At 70.9% G+C, this 18927-nt stretch carries 19 protein-coding genes; 8 read left to right on the forward strand and 11 right to left on the reverse strand.

Annotated elements, in window-relative coordinates; genetic code table 11:
* Positions 1-11: 11 nt before the first annotated feature.
* On the reverse strand, positions 12-1418 hold the full coding sequence (locus tag ACSUPV_RS13310; protein WP_031114439.1) for a family 2B encapsulin nanocompartment shell protein: 1407 nt from the start codon (positions 1416-1418) through the stop codon (positions 12-14).
* Positions 1419-1709: 291 nt separating this feature from the next.
* Here ACSUPV_RS13310 and ACSUPV_RS13315 point away from each other — a divergent pair, with 291 nt between their 5' ends.
* Together ACSUPV_RS13315 and ACSUPV_RS13320 are read left to right on the forward strand one after the other, a co-directional pair.
* Complete coding sequence (locus ACSUPV_RS13315) at positions 1710-2162, forward strand: DUF6010 family protein (RefSeq protein WP_359786721.1); 453 nt, start codon at positions 1710-1712, stop codon at positions 2160-2162.
* 10 nt (positions 2163-2172) lie between these two features.
* Entirely contained in the window at positions 2173-3081 is a 909-nt protein-coding gene (locus ACSUPV_RS13320) for a 1-aminocyclopropane-1-carboxylate deaminase/D-cysteine desulfhydrase (protein ID WP_436947543.1), read from the forward strand.
* Positions 3082-3096: 15 nt separating this feature from the next.
* Here ACSUPV_RS13320 and ACSUPV_RS13325 read toward each other — a convergent pair whose 3' ends face one another.
* Positions 3097-4695: a Na+/H+ antiporter gene (locus ACSUPV_RS13325; protein WP_031114433.1), complete on the reverse strand. Its 1599-nt coding sequence runs from the start codon at positions 4693-4695 to the stop codon at positions 3097-3099.
* Positions 4696-4757: 62 nt separating this feature from the next.
* Between ACSUPV_RS13325 and ACSUPV_RS13330 the strand changes: the two genes are divergently transcribed.
* The 3 genes from ACSUPV_RS13330 (at position 4758) to ACSUPV_RS13340 (ending at position 6853) form a co-directional block, all read left to right on the forward strand.
* The gene (locus ACSUPV_RS13330) at positions 4758-5018 is read left to right on the forward strand and encodes a UBP-type zinc finger domain-containing protein (protein WP_031114431.1); all 261 of its coding nucleotides are present in this window, start codon (positions 4758-4760) and stop codon (positions 5016-5018) included.
* Positions 5019-5279: 261 nt separating this feature from the next.
* Positions 5280-5693, forward strand: coding sequence for a hypothetical protein (locus ACSUPV_RS13335; RefSeq protein WP_003992877.1), 414 nt, complete (start codon positions 5280-5282; stop codon positions 5691-5693).
* Between the two features lie 17 nt (positions 5694-5710).
* Entirely contained in the window at positions 5711-6853 is a 1143-nt protein-coding gene (locus tag ACSUPV_RS13340; RefSeq protein WP_078650976.1) for an RNA polymerase sigma factor SigF, read from the forward strand.
* A 3-nt stretch (positions 6854-6856) separates the two neighbouring features.
* Here ACSUPV_RS13340 and ACSUPV_RS13345 read toward each other — a convergent pair whose 3' ends face one another.
* Positions 6857-7306, reverse strand: a complete 450-nt coding sequence (locus tag ACSUPV_RS13345) for a hypothetical protein (RefSeq protein ID WP_031114429.1) — start codon at positions 7304-7306, stop codon at positions 6857-6859.
* 116 nt (positions 7307-7422) lie between these two features.
* Here ACSUPV_RS13345 and ACSUPV_RS13350 point away from each other — a divergent pair, with 116 nt between their 5' ends.
* Together ACSUPV_RS13350 and ACSUPV_RS13355 are read left to right on the forward strand one after the other, a co-directional pair.
* Positions 7423-8391, forward strand: coding sequence for a diacylglycerol/lipid kinase family protein (locus ACSUPV_RS13350; RefSeq protein WP_031114427.1), 969 nt, complete (start codon positions 7423-7425; stop codon positions 8389-8391).
* Between the two features lie 319 nt (positions 8392-8710).
* Positions 8711-8968: a WhiB family transcriptional regulator gene (locus ACSUPV_RS13355; protein ID WP_003992873.1), complete on the forward strand. Its 258-nt coding sequence runs from the start codon at positions 8711-8713 to the stop codon at positions 8966-8968.
* A gap of 219 nt (positions 8969-9187) precedes the next feature.
* On the opposite strand, the gene ACSUPV_RS13360 is transcribed toward ACSUPV_RS13355, so the two are convergent.
* Both ACSUPV_RS13360 and ACSUPV_RS13365 read right to left on the reverse strand, forming a co-directional pair.
* Complete coding sequence (locus ACSUPV_RS13360) at positions 9188-10654, reverse strand: sensor histidine kinase (protein WP_031114426.1); 1467 nt, start codon at positions 10652-10654, stop codon at positions 9188-9190.
* Positions 10655-11127: 473 nt separating this feature from the next.
* Positions 11128-12201, reverse strand: a complete 1074-nt coding sequence (locus ACSUPV_RS13365; RefSeq protein ID WP_436947544.1) for an SIS domain-containing protein — start codon at positions 12199-12201, stop codon at positions 11128-11130.
* A 256-nt stretch (positions 12202-12457) separates the two neighbouring features.
* On the opposite strand from ACSUPV_RS13365, the gene nagB reads away from it, so the two are divergent.
* Positions 12458-13243, forward strand: a complete 786-nt coding sequence (nagB, locus tag ACSUPV_RS13370) for a glucosamine-6-phosphate deaminase (protein ID WP_037766161.1) — start codon at positions 12458-12460, stop codon at positions 13241-13243.
* Positions 13244-13254: 11 nt separating this feature from the next.
* Here the strand turns inward: nagB and ACSUPV_RS13375 are convergent, their stop codons facing one another.
* The 6 genes from ACSUPV_RS13375 to ACSUPV_RS13400 all read right to left on the reverse strand — a co-directional run bounded on the left by ACSUPV_RS13375 (position 13255) and on the right by ACSUPV_RS13400 (position 18901).
* Entirely contained in the window at positions 13255-13785 is a 531-nt protein-coding gene (locus ACSUPV_RS13375; RefSeq protein ID WP_037766158.1) for a hypothetical protein, read from the reverse strand.
* On the reverse strand, positions 13782-14030 hold the full coding sequence (locus tag ACSUPV_RS13380; RefSeq protein WP_031114421.1) for a helix-turn-helix transcriptional regulator: 249 nt from the start codon (positions 14028-14030) through the stop codon (positions 13782-13784). The genes ACSUPV_RS13375 and ACSUPV_RS13380 overlap by 4 nt, the downstream gene beginning before the upstream one ends.
* 61 nt (positions 14031-14091) lie before the next feature.
* Positions 14092-15711, reverse strand: coding sequence for a glycoside hydrolase family 3 protein (locus ACSUPV_RS13385; RefSeq protein ID WP_436947545.1), 1620 nt, complete (start codon positions 15709-15711; stop codon positions 14092-14094).
* Positions 15712-15720: 9 nt separating this feature from the next.
* Positions 15721-16560 carry a carbohydrate ABC transporter permease gene (locus tag ACSUPV_RS13390; protein ID WP_031114417.1) on the reverse strand — a complete coding sequence of 280 codons (840 nt, stop codon included), beginning with the start codon at positions 16558-16560 and terminating at the stop codon, positions 15721-15723.
* Positions 16557-17546: a carbohydrate ABC transporter permease gene (locus ACSUPV_RS13395; protein ID WP_359786699.1), complete on the reverse strand. Its 990-nt coding sequence runs from the start codon at positions 17544-17546 to the stop codon at positions 16557-16559. The genes ACSUPV_RS13390 and ACSUPV_RS13395 overlap by 4 nt, the downstream gene beginning before the upstream one ends.
* Positions 17547-17617: 71 nt before the next feature.
* Complete coding sequence (locus ACSUPV_RS13400) at positions 17618-18901, reverse strand: extracellular solute-binding protein (RefSeq protein ID WP_436947546.1); 1284 nt, start codon at positions 18899-18901, stop codon at positions 17618-17620.
* Between the last annotated feature and the right edge of the window lie 26 nt (positions 18902-18927).

Consider the following 18927-nt stretch of genomic DNA (forward strand, 5'->3'; position numbering starts at 1 on the left):
TACCGGAAGCGTCACCGCCAGCGGCCGATCTCGACGTTCTCCAGGACGCCGAGCGCGTCCGGTACCAGGACCGCGGCCGAGTAGTACGCCGTGACCAGGTACTTGATGATGGCCTGTTCGTTGATGCCCATGAAGCGCACCGACAGGCTCGGCTCGATCTCGTCCGGGATGCCGGAGGCCCGCAGACCGATGACGCCCTGGTCGCTCTCGCCGGTACGCATGGCGATGATCGACGTCGTACGGGCTTCCGTCACCGGGATCTTGTTGCACGGGAAGATCGGCACGCCGCGCCAGGTGGGGATGCGGTTGCCGGCCATGTCGATGGTCTCCGGGACCAGCCCCCGCTTGTTGAGCTCACGGCCGATCGCGGCGATCGCGCGCGGGTGGGCGAGGAGCAGCTTGGTGCCGCGGCGCCGGCTGAGCAGCTCGTCCAGGTCGTCCGGGCTGGGCACGCCGTCGTGCGGCTGGATCCGCTGGTCGTACTCGCAGTTGTGCAGGAGGCCGAAGTCGCGGTTGTTGATGAGTTCGTGTTCCTGGCGCTCCTTCAGCGCCTCGACCGTCAGCCGGATCTGCTGCTCGGTCTGGTTCATCGGCTGGTTGTAGAGGTCGGCCACGCGCGTGTGGATGCGCAGCACGGTCTGGGCGACGCTCAGTTCGTACTCACGGGGCCGGGCCTCGTAGTCGACGAACGTGTGCGGGATGTCCGGCTCGCCGGAGTGGCCGGCGGCGAGGTCGATCTCCTTTTCGCCGTACTTGTTGGAGCGCTGCCGGGGGATCGCGCGGCGCTGCTCCAGGTGCTCGCGCAGCGAGTCCGAGCGCTCCGCGATCTGCTCGAAGTCCTGGCGGGGCAGCACGAGTACGGTGCACGCGGTGAGCGCGCGGGCGGTGTACTCCCAGATGGCGTCCTGGTTCAGCAGGGCCTCGTCGCCGAAGTAGGCGCCGTCGGCGAGGACTCCGAGCGACTCGTCGTCGCCGTACGGGCCCGTGCCGATCTTCTCCACCCTGCCGTGTGCGAGCAGGTACACCTCGTCGGACTGGCTGCCGAAGGAGGCGATCACCTCCCCGGCCTGGATCTCCCGCTGTTCGCAGCGGCGGGCGATCTCGGAGAGCACCTCCTCGTCCTCGTACGACCGCAGAGCGGGCAGTTCGCCCAGCTCCGCGGGGATGATCTCGACCCGGTCGCCGGTCTTCACGAACGTCATCCGGCCGTCGCCCACGGCGAACGTCAGTCGCCGGTTCACCCGGTACGTACCACCCTGGATGTCCACCCAGGGCAGCATGCGCAGCAGCCAGCGGGAGCTGATCTCCTGCATCTGCGGCACGGACTTGGTCGTGGTGGCCAGGTTCCGCGCGGCCGCCGTGCCGAGACTCTGCTGCGGCTTGGTCTCCTCCGTGCGGACCTCTTCGCCTACCGACATAGAGAACTGCCCTCCCGGTTGTGATCGACGCCCATATGCCTCGGGCATCGACGTGCACGCCCAAGCCTTCCGCAGGAAGCGCGGCTGTGCTATTACCCGAAAGAGCGGGAATGGATCTTCGTACTACTGGGCAGGAGGGGGCCCGTTCCGGCGTTCGACGGGCCCGCGGCGGAGCCAGGGCCGGGTGGCGACAACCGGTGGGAACCTGTCGGTAATGCCTCTGGGGCCCGCCCGGGGCCGGTTCTAGCGTGGTGGCCCGTCCCCGCCGGCCATCCCAGAAACGGTCCCTCCATGCAGTACATCGCGCCGATCGTGATCGGGGTCCTCTACGCCCTGTTGATGTCCTTCGTCCGCGAGCCTCACCGGCGGCGGCTGAACGCGGTGATGGTCGCCGGTGCCGGCGCCGCGTACCTCAGCGGCGGCGGCCTGGGCGGCTGGGAGTTCGCCTTCACCGCGCTCGTCACCTACGTGGCCTTCCGCGGCCTGGAGTCGTGGACCTGGATCGGCGTCGGATGGCTGCTGCACACTGCCTGGGACGTCGTCCACCACATCAAGGGCGACCCGATCATCCCGTTCGCCCACACGTCCTCCCTGGGCTGCGCGATCTGCGACCCGGTGATCGCGCTCTGGTGCCTGCGCGGAGGGCCGTCGCTCCTCGCGCTCGCGCGCAACCGGCGCGGGCGGGGGCCGTCGGAACCCGGTCCGGACGTCAGCCGCGAGACCCCGTCCCCCACGCGCGGGTGACAATGGCCGCGTGACCAGCCCCGACACCCCCGGACTCGCCGCACTGGGCCCCCGGCTGCCGTCGCCGGTGCAGGAGGTCGTGGACGGCCGCTTCGAGCGCCGGGGCGTCCGGCTGCTGCTGAAGCGGGACGACCTGATCCACCCGGAGCTGATCGGCAACAAGTGGCGCAAGCTGGCACCGAACCTGGCGGCGGCGGCCGACCGTACCGTCGTCACCTTCGGCGGCGCCTGGTCCAACCACCTGCGTGCCACGGCCGCCGCCGGCCGGCTGCTCGGCATCCCCACGGTCGGCGTCGTCCGCGGCGACGAGCTGGCCGGCCGGCCCCTCAACCCGTCGCTGGCCCGGTGCGCGGCCGACGGCATGCGGCTGCACTTCGTCGACAGGGCCACGTACCGCCGCACGTCCGAGCCGGGAGTCCTGGCCGGGATCCTGCGCGCGGCGGACGCCGAGGAGGGCTACGTCGTCCCCGAGGGCGGCAGCAACGCCGCGGCGGTGCGCGGCTGCCGGGCGCTCGGCGCCGAACTGCGCGGTCGGGCCGAGGTGGTCGCCGTGGCCTGCGGCACCGGCGGCACGCTGGCGGGCCTGGCCGCCGGTCTGGCCCCGGGGCAGCGCGCCCTGGGGGTGCCGGTCCTCAAGGGCGGCTTCCTGACCGCCGACACGGAGGCACTGCAGCGGCAGGCCTTCGGCGGGCCGCGCGGTGACTGGGGCATGGACGACCGCTTCCATTTCGGCGGCTACGCGCGCGTGCCCGACGAGCTGGACGCCTTCGCTGCGGACTTCGAGCACCGTCACAGCCTGCCCGTCGAGCGCCTGTACGTCGCCAAGCTGCTGTACGGGCTCGTCGCCCTGGCCGAGGAGGGCGCCTTCGCGCGCGGGACGACGGTGGCGGCCGTGGTCACCGGCCGCCCCTTCCCGTGACGCCCGGCCCGGTCGCTACGCCGCCTCCCGGAAGGCCGCCGCCTCCTCCAGGTCCAGCCTGCGCAACAGGGTCCGCAGCATCTCGTCGTCGATGTACCGGCCGTCCCGGAGCCTGACGAACACCTCGCGTTCGGCGCTGATCATCTCCCGGGACAGCCGCCGGTAGGTGTCGTCGACGGACTCACCGGTGACCGGGTTGGCCTGCCCGAGCCGCTCCCAGACGGCGTTGCGGCGGCGCTCCAGGACGGTGCGCAGCCGGTCGGCGAGCGGCCCGGGCAGGGCGTTGCGCTCGTCGGAGAGGAGTTCGTCCAGGCGCCGCTCGGCGGCCCGGGAGGCCTGCGCCTGGGCGTTGGCCTCGGCGAGCGTCTCGGCCTGCGCGTCCCGCCCGGGGAACTTCAGCAGGCGGATCAGCGGCGGCAGGGTCAGGCCCTGCACGACCAGGGTCCCGATGACCGTCGTGAAGGTCAGGAACAGGATGAGGTTGCGCTGCGGGAACGGTTCCTCGCCGCCGTGCATGGTCAGCGGGATGGAGAAGGCGATCGCCAGCGAGACCACGCCCCGCATGCCGGCCCACGCGATGACGAACGGCCCCTTCCAGGTCAGCCGCCCCTCCCGCTCCCGGATGCGCGCCGACATCATCCGTGGCAGGAAGGTCGCCGGGTAGACCCAGACGAACCGGGCCGCGACGACCACCAGGAAGACGGCGACGGCGTACCAGGCGGCCTCGACGCCCTCGTACTCGCCGAGGCCCCGGAGCACCACCGGCAGCTGCAGCCCGATCAGCGCGAACACCGCGGACTCCAGGACGAAGGCGACCATCTTCCACACCGCCTCCTCCTGGAGACGCGTGGCGAAGTCGACCTCCCACGCGCGATGTCCCAGGTAGAGCGCGACGACCACGACCGCGAGGACCCCGGAGGCGTGCACCTGCTCGGCGGCGGCGTACGCGACGAACGGGATCAGCAGGGAGAGCGTGTTCTGCAGCAGCGCCTCCTTCACGTGCGTCCGCAGCCAGTGGATCGGCGCCATCAGCACCAGCCCGAACAGGACGCCGCCGACCGCCGCGACCAGGAACTCGCCGATGCCCCCGGCCCAGGTCGCGCCCTCGCCGACGGCGGCGGCCAGGGCGACCCGGTAGGCGGTGATCGCGGTGGCGTCGTTCAGCAGGGACTCGCCCTGGAGGATCGTGGTGATCCGCGACGGCAGCCCGACCCGACGTGCCACGGCGGTGGCCGCGACCGCGTCCGGCGGCGCCACGACCGCGCCGAACACCAGGGCCGCCGTCAGCGGCAGGTCCGGCACGATCAGGTACAGGGCCCAGCCGACGACGAAGGTCGCGAACAGTACGTACCCGACGGACAGCATGGCGACCGGCCGCAGCTGTGCCCGCAGGTCGAGGTACGAGCTGTCGGTGGCGGCCGTGTGCAGCAGCGGGGGCAGGATGAGCGGCAGGACGATGTGCGGGTCGAGGGTGTAGTCGGGCACCCCGGGGACGTAGCTGACCACCAGCCCCACCGCCACCAGCAGCAGCGGCGCCGGCACCGGGGTGCGCCGCGCGGCCGCGGCGATCGCGGCGCTGCCCGCCACCAGCAGCAACAGTGGCATCACGTCCATCGTTCTCGCCCGCCCTCTTTTTTCGACGCGGTCTTCCGCTGGACCGTCGTAACCTGGCAATCATGAAACAGTGCACGCATGCCGACGCGCTGCCGCACCCCGAGCCCGTCCCGCTCAGCGAGACGTGTCCGGAGTGTCTGGCGGAGGGCATGGATCCGGTGCAACTGCGGCTGTGCCTCAGCTGCGGTCACGTCGGCTGCTGCGACTCCTCGCCGGGACGGCACGCGGCGGAGCACCACAAGCAGTCCGGTCACCCCGTGATGCGGACCCACGAGCCCGGGGAGACCTGGCGGTGGTGTTTCGTCGACCATGTTCTGGTGTGACTCGACAGGACCCCGGCGGCGGACGGTTCGACCGTCTGACGTCTGGGTACGTCAACCCGGCGCGCGCTCTTCCCATTTGGGCCCGCCCAACCCCTAGACACGGAGCGTATCCACAGGTTTACTGTGAGTGACTGCAAGGGGTTGGGGTCCCGGGGACAGGACCGTTGAGAGCGCGATAGCGTCACCGCTGAACCACGTATCGCGTTACCCCCGGGGGGCGACCCTCGGTCCTAGAACGCTTGTACCACCATGGAGGTGAGGGTGTCCCAGATCGCAGGCGAGCCCGCGACCCAGGACTTCGTGGAAGTCCGGCTGCCGGCCGCGGGTGCCTACCTGTCGGTGCTGCGTACGGCCACGGCCGGTCTCGCGGCCCGTTTGGACTTCACCCTCGACGAGATCGAGGACCTGCGCATCGCGGTGGACGAGGCCTGCGCGATCCTGCTGCAGCAGGCCGTGCCCGGCTCGGTGCTCAGCTGTGTCTTCCGCCTCGTCGACGACTCACTCGAGGTCACCGTCTCGGCACCGACCACGGATGGTCATGCCCCCTCGCGGGACACGTTCGCCTGGACCGTCCTGTCCGCCCTGGCGGGCAAGGTCTCCTCTGCCGTGGACAAGGACAAAACCGTTTCGATCAGCCTCTACAAACAGCGCGGCGCGGGACCCGGGCCGGCGTGAGGAACGAGGACGGGCCGGTGCGGGACGAAGAGCGCAGCACACGAGAGCTGCCGGCCGAGGGCACAGGCACGGGCACGGGCGGTCCGAGCGGGCCCCGGCCCATGGCGGACGGCATCGACGGCATCCCCGAACAGGCCCGCCCGCATCCTGAGGACGACTCCGCGGGGGCCGTCCTCCCGGGCGGCGGGCGGCAGGAGCGGGACGGTGCCGTGCGGAGCGCGCCTCCGGGCGGGGGGATCACCGCATCCCCCGTCCAGGGGGGTCCTCCCACTCGCGGGAAGTCGAGAGTGGCGGAGGAGGCGAGGGCTCGGGGAAGGGCGACGGGCGGGACGATGAGCGAGCACGAGCGACACTCCGAGGACGACACGCCGAGCGCGCACCACACCCAGGGCGCGCAGCACGGCTCGCCGGACCGCAGCGGGGCGCGCGAGATGTTCCTCAAGCTGCGCACCCTGAGCAACGGCAGTCCCGAGTACGCGGAGCTGCGCAATCAGCTGGTCCGCATGCACCTGCCGCTCGTGGAGCACCTGGCGCGCCGCTTCCGCAACCGCGGCGAGCCGCTGGACGACCTGACACAGGTCGCCACGATCGGGCTGATCAAGTCGGTCGACCGCTTCGACCCGGACCGCGGCGTGGAGTTCTCCACGTACGCGACCCCGACGGTCGTCGGCGAGATCAAGCGCCACTTCCGCGACAAGGGCTGGGCGGTGCGCGTCCCGCGCCGGCTGCAGGAGCTGCGCCTGTCGCTGACCACGGCGACGGCAGAGCTCTCGCAGCTGCACGGCCGCTCCCCCACGGTCCACGAACTCGCCGAGAAGCTGGCGATCTCGGAGGAGGAGGTCCTGGAGGGCCTGGAGTCCGCCAACGCGTACTCCACGCTGTCCCTGGACGTCCCCGACACCGACGACGAGTCCCCGGCGGTCGCCGACACCCTCGGCGCGGAGGACGAGGCGCTGGAGGGCGTGGAGTACCGGGAGTCCCTCAAGCCGCTGCTGGAGGACCTCCCGCCGCGCGAGAAGCGGATCCTGCTGCTGCGCTTCTTCGGGAACATGACCCAGTCGCAGATCGCGCAGGAGGTCGGCATCTCGCAGATGCACGTCTCCCGGCTGCTGGCGCGCACGCTGGCGCAGCTCCGGGAGAAGCTCCTCGTCGAGGAGTGACGGCTACTTCTCCGTAGCGCCGGGGTTGCCGGGCCCGCGGATTCCGAGGGCCCGGGTCGTCTCCGGATTCACCAGCAGTACGAGCGCGGCGACGGCCACGACCGCGAGGGCGATGCCACCCGGGATGGCCATGCTGTCCGCCTGCAGCAGGTTGTAGGCGACCGGCAGCGCCATGAGCTGGGTGATGACGGCCGGGCCGCGGCTCCAGCTGCGGCGGCCGAGCAGCCCGCGCGCGGCGAGCAGCGGCAGCAGCGCGAGCACGACCAGCGTGATCCCCCCGGTGACGGCCTGCTGCCGGTCGTCGGGATGACCCGTGACGCCGAGGACGAGGATCCAGACGCCGCCGACGACCAGCGCGAGCCCCTCCAGCGCGGCCAGCAGCGCGGCGTACGTCAGACGGCGCGGGCGGGGGCCGCTGTTCTCCGGGGTGGTGGGGGTCTGCTCACTGCTCACCCCTGAAGGGTAGCCCTCGTCGTACGCGCCCCCCGTGGCGAGGTTCACCCCAGGTCTCTTACCCGATCCCTACCTCGGTCTGGGCCCGGTACCCCCCAGTAGGTACGCTGCCAGTCATGCGTGCACTCCTCGTGGTCAATCCGGCGGCAACCACCACAAGTGCGCGCACACGCGACGTACTGATCCACGCGCTCGCCAGTGAGATGAAGCTGGAGGCGGTCACCACCGAGTACCGCGGCCACGCGCGCGACCTGGGCCGGCATGCGGCGGACAGCGACGACATCGACCTGGTGGTGGCGCTCGGCGGCGACGGCACGGTCAACGAGGTGGTCAACGGCCTGCTGCACACCGGACCCGCCCCGGGGCACCTCCCCGGCCTCGCGGTGGTGCCGGGCGGCTCCACCAACGTCTTCGCCCGCGCCCTGGGCCTGCCCAACGACGCCGTGGAGGCGACCGGCGCCCTGCTGGACGCGCTGCGTGACGGCAGCGAACGCACCGTCGGACTCGGCCTGGCCTCCGGCACGCCGGGCACGGAGGACGAGGCGGTGCCGGCCCGCTGGTTCACCTTCAACGCGGGCCTCGGCTTCGACGCCGGTGTGGTGGGCCGGGTGGAGCAGCACCGCGAGCGCGGCCGGAAATCCACACACGCTCTTTACGTACGCCAGGCCATGCGGCAGCTCCTGGGCGAACCGAACCGGCGGCACGGGACGATCACACTGGAGCGGGCCGGCGAGGACCCGGTCACGGATCTGGTGCTGTCCATAGTCGCGAACACCTCCCCATGGACGTTTCTGGGGAATCGCCCGATATACGCGGCACCTAAGGCCTCGTTCGATACCGGGCTCGATCTCTTCGCTCTCAGCCGCCTCTCCACCGCGGCGGTTGCCCGGTATGGCACCCAGTTGCTCACTTCGTCCCCCGAGCGCGGACCCCACGGCAAGCACGCCACCTCTCTGCACGACTTGACAGAGTTCACCTTGCATTCGAAGGCGCCTCTCCCCCTCCAGATGGACGGTGACCACCTGGGGCTGCGAACGAGCGTGACGTTCACAGGCGTACGCCGTGCACTGCGTGTGATTGTGTGAGCAGAACTGGCTAAAGTCCTTTCACTCGAACGTTTAGGCCAGGATCCACCCCATGGAAGTACGGCTGTGACCTAGTCGACACCGAAGAATCAAAAAAAACTTTCCAGAAGGGGTTGTATCCGCCGCTGAGGTTTGCGAGTCTCTACGTGGCGATCGGGACGGCCCGCAACACCGGCCTCCACTGATCACCAGAACCCCTCTTCAACTCACAGGACCCACGCCAGGGAACCTGGCGGTCGGCCCTTCACTTGTTGAGGGATTCGTGAAAGCGTTCACATTCACAAGCACCTGCACGTAATATCAAGGAGAGGTAGCAGCCATGGACTGGCGTCACAACGCCGTTTGCCGCGAGGAAGACCCCGAGCTCTTCTTCCCCATCGGCAACACCGGTCCTGCGCTGCTGCAGATCGAGGAAGCCAAGGCCGTCTGCCGTCGCTGCCCGGTGATCGAGCAGTGTCTGCAGTGGGCGCTCGAGTCCGGCCAGGACTCCGGCGTCTGGGGTGGTCTCAGCGAGGACGAGCGCCGCGCCATGAAGCGCCGCGCCGCCCGCAACCGGGCCCGTCAGGCCTCCGCCTGACAACCCACCCCTGCTGACAGCCTGAGCTTGGCGGCGCGTACACCGCGTACGCATCTCCCGCCCCCGAGCCGCAGCGCGCAGTTCCCCCGATGCGCTTACATAGCAGCAGCGAGCTTTAAGCCCCGGGCCACCCAGTGGTCCGGGGCTCAATGCTGTTTGCGCTGCCCTTCCCTTGACGGGCTGCTCGGGCGACGGGCTGCTCGCCGGGCCGGGGATCCGCTACTTCTGCGAACGCACCGGGATGTCGAGGATCACCCGGGTGCCGCGCTCCGGGGCCGGGACCATGTCGAAGGTGCCGCCCAACTCGCCCTCCACCAGGGTCCGTACGATCTGCAGCCCGAGGTTGCCGGCGGTATGCGGATCGAAGCCTTCCGGCAGGCCGACGCCGTCGTCCTGGACGGTGACCAGCAGCCGGGCCTCCTTCGTGGTGCCGCCGCGGACCGCCGACACCTCGACCGTGCCGGTGTCGCCCTCGCGGAAGCCGTGCTCCAGCGCGTTCTGCAGCACCTCGGTCAGCACCATCGACAGCGGGGTGGCGACCTCGGCGTCGAGGATGCCGAAGCGGCCGGTGCGCCGGCCCGTGACCTTGCCCGGGGAGATCTCCGCGACCATCGCCAGGACGCGGTCGGCGATGTCGTCGAACTCCACCCGCTCGTCCAGGTTCTGGGAGAGCGTCTCGTGCACGATCGCAATCGATCCGACGCGTCGCACCGCCTCTTCGAGGGCCTCGCGGCCGCGGTCGGACTCGATGCGCCGGGCCTGGAGACGGAGCAGGGCCGCCACCGTCTGGAGGTTGTTCTTGACCCGGTGGTGGATCTCCCGGATCGTCGCGTCCTTGGTGATCAACTCGCGCTCGCGGCGACGCAGTTCTGTGACGTCCCGCAGCAGCACCAGCGAACCGATGCGCGTGCCCTTGGGCTTCAGCGGGATCGCCCGGAACTGGATGACCCCGTCGTTGGCCTCGATCTCGAACTCGCGCGGCGCCCAGCCGCTGGCGACCTTGGCGAGCGCCTCGTCCACCGGGCCCCGGGTCGGGGCGAGTTCGGCGGTGGTCCGGCCCAGGTGCTGGCCGACGAGGTCGGAGGCGAGGCCGAGGCGGTGGTAGGCGGACAGGGCGTTCGGGGAGGCGTACTGGACGAGGCCGTCGGCGTCGAGCCTGATCAGGCCGTCGCCGACACGGGGCGAGGCGTCCATGTCGAGCTGCTGGTTCGCGAACGGGAAGGAGCCCGCCGCGATCATCTGCGCGAGGTCGGAGGCGCTCTGCAGATAGGTGAGTTCCAGGCGGCTCGGGGTGCGCACGGTGAGGAGGTTGGTGTTGCGCGCGATGACCCCGAGGACGCGGCCCTCGCGCCGTACGGGGATCGACTCGACCCGGACGGGGACCTCCTCACGCCACTCGGGGTCGCCCTCGCGCACGATGCGGCCCTCGTCGAGGGCGGCGTCCAGCATGGGGCGTCGGCCGCGCGGGACGAGGTGACCCACCATGTCGTCCTGGTACGAGGTCGGGCCGGTGTTGGGCCGCATCTGGGCGACCGAGACGTACCGGGTGCCGTCGCTGGTGGGGACCCACAGGACCAGGTCGGCGAAGGAGAGGTCGGAGAGCAGCTGCCACTCCGAGACCAGCAGGTGCAGCCACTCGAGGTCGGTGTCGTCGAGGGCGGTGTGCTGGCGTACGAGTTCGTTCATGGAGGGCACGTGGCGAGCGTACCCGGGCATTTGTACGGCCCTGAAACACCAGGAGCCAGGAGACAGCGGAGGCCCGGAAACAGGGGCCCGGAAACACCCGCGGGCCGCGGCGCCTGAGAGGGACCCTCAACCCTCTCGGCACCGCAGCCCGGAGCAATATCGGCCGTGGGGTGTGCGGTCCCGGTCGGCCGAAGGATGAGGAGCCGGGGCAGTCAGGGCAGAGAGCCTCGGTTCCTCGGTCCGTCCTCCTGTGCGGGGAAGACGGAGGCTGGTGCGCGCTGCACACGCGCTCTCATCACGCATTGTGGACTAGACCACTCGGGGGTGTCCATGCGTTGGAGGCTGTTCGTTGTTGTTAATTCCGCGACGCGTCGGACGCGCGGGCGTCCACCACGCAGCCTAACCCGTGTGGGTTCCTGTGCGGGGCCGGATGGGCAGGTGAATTTCCGCGACCGTCGCCGGCGCGCGTGTTCTCAGTGGGTCTCCGTCACCTTCGCCAGGGCGCGGGGGGCGTCCGGGTCCTGGCCGCGGGCGATGGTGACCTCGTAGGCCAGGAGCTGGAGCGGAATGATCTCCAGAACGGGCTGGACCTCCTCGGCCACGCCCCGCGTCGGCAGCACGAAACCGGCCGACGCCTGCTCGACCTGGCTCTCGGGGCCGATGACGACGAGGTCGGCGCCGCGGCCGCGCAGCCGGTCCAGCACGGGCTGGAGCGCTTCGCCGCCCTTGCCGTCGGTGACCACGGCGATGACCGGGGAGACGTTGTCGACCATGGCGAGCGGTCCGTGCAGCAGGTCGGCGCCGGAGTAGGAGAGGGCCGGGATGTAGCTGGTCTCCATCAGCTTCAGGGCGGCTTCCTTGGCCGTGGGGTAGCCGTAGCCGCGCGAGGTGATCACCATGCGCTCGGCGAAGCGGTAGCGGGCGGCGAGGGTGCGCACCTCGTCCTGCCGGGCGAGCAGCTGCCCGGCGAGCTCCGGCAGCACCTGCGCGGGCGCGCCGTCGCCGCCGCGCAGTCCCTCGACGAACAGGTAGAGCGCGAGGAGGGAGGCGGTGTAGGTCTTGGTCGCGGGGAGGGCCTTCTCCGGTCCGGCCATGATGTCGATGTGGTACTCGGAGACGTCCGCGAGCGGTGAGCCGGGGTTGTTGGTGACGGCCAGCGTGATCGCGCCGGCCTCGCGGGCGGCCCGGGTCGAGGCGACCAGGTCCGGGGAGCCGCCGGACTGGCTGACGGTGATGACGAGGACGTCGGTGAGGTCGGGCCGGGCGCCGTAGGCCGTGGTGGTGGACATCGAGGTGAGTCCGCAGGGCAGGCCGAGCCGGATCTCCAGGAGGTACTTGGCGTACAGGGCGGCGTTGTCGGAGGTGCCGCGGGCGGTCAGCAGGACGAAGCGGGGCGCGCGGGCGGCGATCCGCCGGGCCACGTCCGTGATCGCGGGGGCGCCCTCGGCCAGGATCCGGCGCAGGACGGCGGGCTGTTCCGCCATCTCGCCGGCCATGATCCGGCCGGGGAGGTCGCTGAGGGGATCCGGGGTGGCGGCGGCGGTCATGGCGGGGGTCCTTCCGGGCGCGGGCTGGTGCGGGTCGTGCAGGTCCCATTCCACTCCCCCGGGCCGTGGAACGCCCAGGTCCGGAAAGTGGTGTTCACCTGCCGGAGACCTGGTCGGCACAGTGCCGCCGCCTGCCCGGGAAGGGTGGCCGCCACCCTGGGAGGGCGGCCACCGCTCTGTTAGATTGGTCTAAACCACACGGCCCCTCCCGGGTCCCGTCCCAGTCGAGCACTCCTCTCAGATCGGCAGGCCCAGCGTGGAAGTTGTCATCGTTCCGGACGCCAATGCGGGCGGCGAGCTCATCGCCGAGGCCATGGCCCAGCTGCTCCGGCGCAAGCCCGACGCCCTGCTCGGCGTGGCCACCGGCTCGACGCCGCTGCCCGTGTACGAGGCGCTGGCGGCGAAGGTGCGCTCCGGTGCCGTGGACATCGCGCGGGCGCGGATCGCCCAGCTCGACGAGTACGTGGGGCTGCCCGCCGACCATCCGGAGTCCTACCGCTCGGTGCTGCGGCGTGAGGTGCTGGAGCCGCTCGGGATCGGGATGGACCGGTTCACGGGCCCGGACGGCACGGCCGAGGACGTGCAGGGGGCGTGCGATGCCTACGACAAGGCCCTCGCGGACGCCGGGGGCGTGGACCTCCAGCTGCTCGGGATCGGGACCGACGGGCACATAGGGTTCAACGAGCCGTGCTCGTCGCTGGCGTCCCGGACGCGGATCAAGACGCTGACCGAGCAGACCCGGATCGACAACGCCCGGTTCTTCGACGGCGACATCGACCAGGTGCCGCACCACGTGATCACGCAGGGCATCGGCACCATCCTGGAGGCCCGCCACCTGGTGCTGCTCGCCACCGGCGAGGGCAAGGCGGACGCCGTCGCGGCGACGGTGGAAGGCCCGGTCGCCGCGGTGTGCCCCGCGTCCGCGCTCCAGCTCCACCCGCACGCGACCGTCGTCGCCGACGAGGCGGCCGCGTCGAAGCTGAAGCTCGCGGACTACTTCCGGCACACCTACGCCAACAAGCCGGAGTGGCAGGGCATCTAGGGAACGGGAACTCAGGCCTGCACGAGGTCGTCCTCGGTCGGCTCGTCCTGGGCGCGCAGGCCCGCCACCCACAGCGGCATCAGCCAGTGGACCACCAGGACGGCGATGAGCACGGGTCCGGCGTAGGCCTTCGGGGCGTGACCGGCCGCCATGCCCGCCGCCAGCAGGCCGAGCACCGCCGCGGCCAGGAGCAGGGTCGTGGCGCGGTGGGCCAGGGCCAGGACGCGGCTGCGCTCCGCCGACTGCCGCTCGTCCAGCACCCGTTCGCGCAGTTCCAGCAGGCCTCGGGTGGCGATGTTGATCACGCCCGTCGCGACCATCCAGGGGAGCAGCAGCGCCCCCATCGCCGCGATGGTCCACAGCGGCTCCCCCTCCGCGAGGAAGAGGTGGGTCATCAGCCCGCCGAGAGCCACGGTGAGCGTGACGTGCGCGGCGACGGTCAGCCGGCGGCGGGCCGCCGTGGCGTACCAGGCCGCCCCGCGGCGGTCGTTCATCAGCCGCAGCATGCTCCGATCGTAGCGGGTCAGGCGCGTCGTCGTCATGGCTGGTTCCTCCCGTAGACCTCGTCCGTGAGCGGCCGGAACGGTTCGAGGGAGAACAGGGCCTCGACCGGCAGCCCGAAGAACTTCGAGATCTTCAGCGCCAGGTCGAGGCTCGGGTTGTACTGCCCCCGCTCGATGTAGCCGATGGTCTGGTAGTGGACTCCCACTGCCTCGGCCAGGCTCTGGCGCGACACCTTCCGTTCGGCACGCACCATGGCCAACCTGTTGTGCACCTGCTCGCTCATGTATAAGAAGTACTACATCTGGGTGCAGCTCTACAACCCGCGTTCCTGATTGCGGTCGGTCCTACCGTCCCGAGATCCCGGCGATGACCTCGGCCGCCGCCCGGGCGCAGACGCGGGCCGCGCCGTGGGTGGCGATGTGCAGGGCGCCGCGCGGGGCCGCCTGGGGGACGCCCATCTCGACGACGATGGTGTCGGGGCGGGCGGCCAGCAGGGTGTCGAGGGCGGCGGCCATCCAGGGGTGGCGGTGTTCGTCGCGGACGACGGCCACGATGCGGCGCGGACCGGCCGCCTGGAGGGCGGCCCGGCCGGCACTCTCCCCGGCCTCGCTCTTCTTCCCGCCCGCGGCGCCTCCGGCGTCCCCGGCGTTTCCGTCGTCCCCGGCGTCTCCGGCGTTCCCTGCGTTCCCTGCGTTGCCTGCGTCCCCGGCGGAGAAGCTCCCCGTCACCGTGCCCGGCAGCAGGTGGACGAGTTCCGCGGCGATGCCCCACGGGGTCTCGTCGCCGACCGCGATGTTGGCGACGGGGGTGAGGGCGGCGACGTAGGGCGGTTCGGTGAGGGGGGTGAAGGCCCCCGGGCTGCCGAGGCCCGGGGCGGGGGTCACCGTGAGGGCGCGGCGGGCGGCCTCCAGGCCGATCTCGCCGCCGGGCGCATCCCCGGGTGAGCGGCCCGCCGAGCCGGCCCAGGCGGCCAGGGCCCGCACGCGGTCGGCCGCGTCGGCGAGGCGTTCCTCGGGGAGTTCGCCCGCGCGGACCGCCGCGACCAGGGCGTCCCGCAGGCGCAGCACGGTCGCGTCGTCGGCCAGGCCGCCGCCGACGCAGATGGCGTCGGCGCCCGCGGCGATGGCGAGGACGCTGCCGCGTTCGATGCCGTAGGTGCCGGCGATGGCCCGCATCTCCATGCCGTCGGTGACGATGAGGCCGTCGTAGCCGAGTTCGCCGCGCAGCAGGCCGGTGAGGATGCGGCGGGAGAGCGTGGCGGGGCGGTCGGGGTCCAGGGCCGGGACCAGGATGTGGGCGCTCATCACGGCCCGGGTGCCGGCGGCGATGGCGGCGCGGAACGGGGCGAGTTCGCGGTCGGCGAGCACCTCCGCGGGGACGTCGATGCGCGGCAGGGCGTGGTGGGAGTCGACGGCCGTGTCGCCGTGGCCCGGGAAGTGCTTGGTGCAGGCGGCGACCCCGGCGGACTGCAGGCCCGTGACGTAGGCGGCGGTGTGCCGGGCGGCCAGGCCGGTGTCGGCGCCGAAGGAGCGGACGCCGATGACGGGGTTGGACGGGTTGGAGTTCACGTCGGCGGACGGGGCCCAGTTGAGGTTCACGCCGCAGGCCGCGAGACGCCGGCCCAGTTCGTGGGCGACCTCCCGCGTGAGCTCGACGTCGTCGACCGCGCCGAGGGCGTGGTTGCCCGGGAAGGAGGAGCCGGACCGCACCTCCAGGCGGGTCACGTCCCCGCCCTCCTCGTCGATCGCGACGAGGACGTCGTCGCGCTCGGCCCGCAGCTGGGCGGTGAGCGCGGCCAGTTGGCCCGGGGAGGCGATGTTGCGGCCGAACAGTCCGACGGAGGCGAGGCCCTCACCGAGGCGGCGCAGCAGCCAGTCGGGGGCGGTGGTGCCGGTGAAGCCGGGCTGGAGGACCGTCAGGGCGTCGCGGGTGAGTGTGTCGGTGCCGCTGGCGAGTGTCGTCATCGGGTGGGGTCATCCCTTCACGGCGCCCGCGGTCAGGCCCGCGGCCATCTTGCGCTGGACGAGGAGGAACAGGGCGACGATCGGCACGGCCATCATCGTGGCTCCGGCCATCATCGGGGCGTATTCGGTGCCGTGCTTGGTGGTGAAGTTGCCGAGCCAGACGGTCGCGGTCTGGTTCTTCTGGCTGAGGAGCATCAGGGCGTACAGGTACTCGTTCCAGGCCTGGATGAAGCCGTAGACCGAGGTGGCGACCATGCCGGGGGCCAGGAGCGGGAAGACGACCCGGAGGAAGGCGCCGGTGCGGGAGCAGCCGTCGACCATGGCCGCCTCCTCCAGTTCCTTCGGGATGTTGACGATGAAGCCCCGCAGGGTCCAGACCGTGAACGGCAGGATGAAGGTCAGGTACGTGATGATGAGGCCGGTGAGCCGGTCGTACTGGCCGAGGTCGTTCAGGAGCAGGAACACCGGGATGATCATGGCGACCAGCGGCACCATCTGGACCGCGAGGATGCCGACGATCACGATCTTGCGGCCGCGGAAGGCGAACCGGGAGATGGCGAGCGCGGCCAGCAGCCCGACGACCATGCCGATGACGACCACCGCCAGCGACACCACCAGGCTGCGGCCCACCGGGCCCCAGAAGTCGGCGATGTCCAGCGCCCGGCCGAAGTTGTCGAACGTCAGGCCGGTCGGCAGCAGGCTCGGGTCGGGGTCGATGGCGTCCTTGGCGGGCTTGAACGCCGTGTTGAGCATCCAGTAGAGCGGGAAGCCGGCGGTGACGAAGACGAGGAGCCCGAGGACGTTCCACCACAGCTTCGGCGCCCGGCGGCCGGTCAGGGTGCTGCTCATTCGACCTCTCCGATCTTCAGCATCTGCCGCATGTAGACGGCGACCACGCCGAGCAGCAGCAGGACGGTGATCAGCGCGATGGCCGAGCCCTGGGCGTAGTCGTTGACCACGAAGGCGCGGTCGTAGGAGTAGGTGTTGAGGACCTGGAACTCCGGCTCGGGGTGGCCGCCCCGCATGACGAACACCTGGGGGAAGACGCCCATGTCCCAGATGACCGACAGGGTCGTGAGCATCACGATGATCGGCTTGAGGACGGGCAGGGTGACGTAGCGGAAGACGCCCCAGGAGCCGGCGCCGTCCAGGCGGGCCGCCTCCTCCAGTTCCTTCGGGACCTGGGTGAGACCCGCGCTGAGTGTGATGACCACGAACGGCACGGCTCCCCACACCACCAGCAGCATGATCACGGCGAGGCCCTCGGGCCCGCTGGCGAACCAGTTGTGGCCGATCATGTCGACGCCGGGCAGCTTGCTCAGCAGGGCGTTGAAGACGCCGTAGTCCGAGTCGAAGAGCCACTTGAAGACCGTGGTCGCCACGATCACCGGCATGCCCCAACTGGCCACCAGCACGATGTTGATGAGGACCTTCAGCCAGCCGGAGACCCTCTGGAGCAGCAGGGCGAGCGCCATGCCGATCACCATCGTGAAGACGACGGCGCCGGTCGCGAAGACGACCGTGCGCAGGACGACGGTCCAGAACTCGCCGTCGCCCAGCACCTTGGCGAAGTTGTCGAAGCCGACCGACTCGGCCGGCTGGAAGCCCCACAGCTGGGACTGCCCGAACTTCTGGAAGGACAGGGTGACCAGCCGGGCCAGCGGATAGCCCATGACCAGGGCCAGGATCAGCAGGCAGGGCGCGAGCAGCAGCCAGGGGACGGCGGCACCGCCCGAGGTGTGCCGCCCGCGGGGCCGCCGGTCCTCGGGGGGCGGCGGGGGTGCCTGCCGCGGTGGCGGCACCTTGGCGGGAATGTGGGTGTCTGCGGCACTCATCGCGCGCTCCTTGGCGGTCCCTCAGGTCTTGACGACGGCGGGGCTCCGTGTGAGGGAGCCCCGCCCGTAGGTCACTTGGTGTTGATGACCTTGTCGATCGCGGCGTCCGCCTCCTTGGCGGCGGCCTCGACGGACTTCTTGCCGGTGCCGATGTTCTGCAGCATGGTCTGCAGGATCTGCGCCTTCTCGACCTGGCCCCAGCCGGGGGCCATCGGGACGAACCAGTTGGACTCGGCCGCGATGGCGGGGACGGCCGTCTTGGGGTCGTTCTTCAGCGTCGCGAGGTCGGTCTTGTTGTTGGGCAGGTTGCCCTTGGCCATCAGGCCCTTCTGCCCGGAGGAGCCGGCGAACGCGTTGATCCACTCGGCGGCCAGGTCCTGCGCGTCGGACTTCACCGGCACGGCGAGGTCGGAGCCGCCGAGGAAGACGGGCATGCTCTTGCCGGAGGGGCCGGGCATCACGAAGTTCTCGAGGTTGCCCTTGAGCTTGCCGGTCTTGTCGTTCTTCGGGTCCTCGGCGGTCGCGCCCTCCCAGGCGGCGGCGAAGATCATGGCGGACTTGCCCTGGCCGTAGACGATGTAGCGGTCGGACTCGTCCTTGGTCTTGTCGCCGTGCATGTACTTCTCGACGACGTTCTTGAACTCCTTGAGGCCCTTGACGGACTCGGGCGAGGAGAGCGAGGCCTTCCACTGGCCGCCCGACTCGGTGGCGATGGCGCCGCCGGCGTCGTAGACGAAGGACATGGCCGCGTACCAGTCGCGGGTGGGCTGGTACCAGGCGTTGAACTTGTCGCCCTGCTTCTGCTGGATCCTGTCCAGGGCGTCGGTCAGCTCCTGGTACGTCTTCGGGGGCGTCTTCACGCCGACCGAGGCCGCCACGTCCTTGCGCCAGTTGGCGACGCGGCCGCCGGCGTAGTACGGGACGCCGTAGGTCTTGTCCTCGTAGGTCACGGAGGCCTTGAGGCCGTCCAGCCAGGCGTCCGAGTTGTCGAACTTGGCCGGGTCGAGGGGCGCGAAGGCGCCCTTGACCATGTAGCCGAGCATCTCGGTGTTGCCCATCTCGACCACGTCGGGGGCCTTGTCCGTGGCGAGGACGGCGTCGAGCTTGGCGTTCTTGTCGGGCCAGCCGTAGTACTCGTGGTTGATCTTCAGGCCGGGGTGCTTCTTCTGCACCGCGGCGTCGGCGGCCTTCACCAGCTCCGGCCAGTTGTTCTGGGCGTCGACGGTGAGCCAGACGGTCAGCTCCTTGGCGTCCGCGCCGCCCTTGTCCGAACCTCCGTCCCCCTCGCCCCCGCACGCCGCGATGGAGACCATCATGCCCGCGATACCGATCGCGGCTGTCAGCTTGCGCTTCACGCCACCCTCCTCAGGGATGCCCACAC

This window comes from Streptomyces sp. SudanB52_2052, assembly GCF_964272415.1.
Lineage (GTDB): Bacteria > Actinomycetota > Actinomycetes > Streptomycetales > Streptomycetaceae > Streptomyces > Streptomyces olindensis.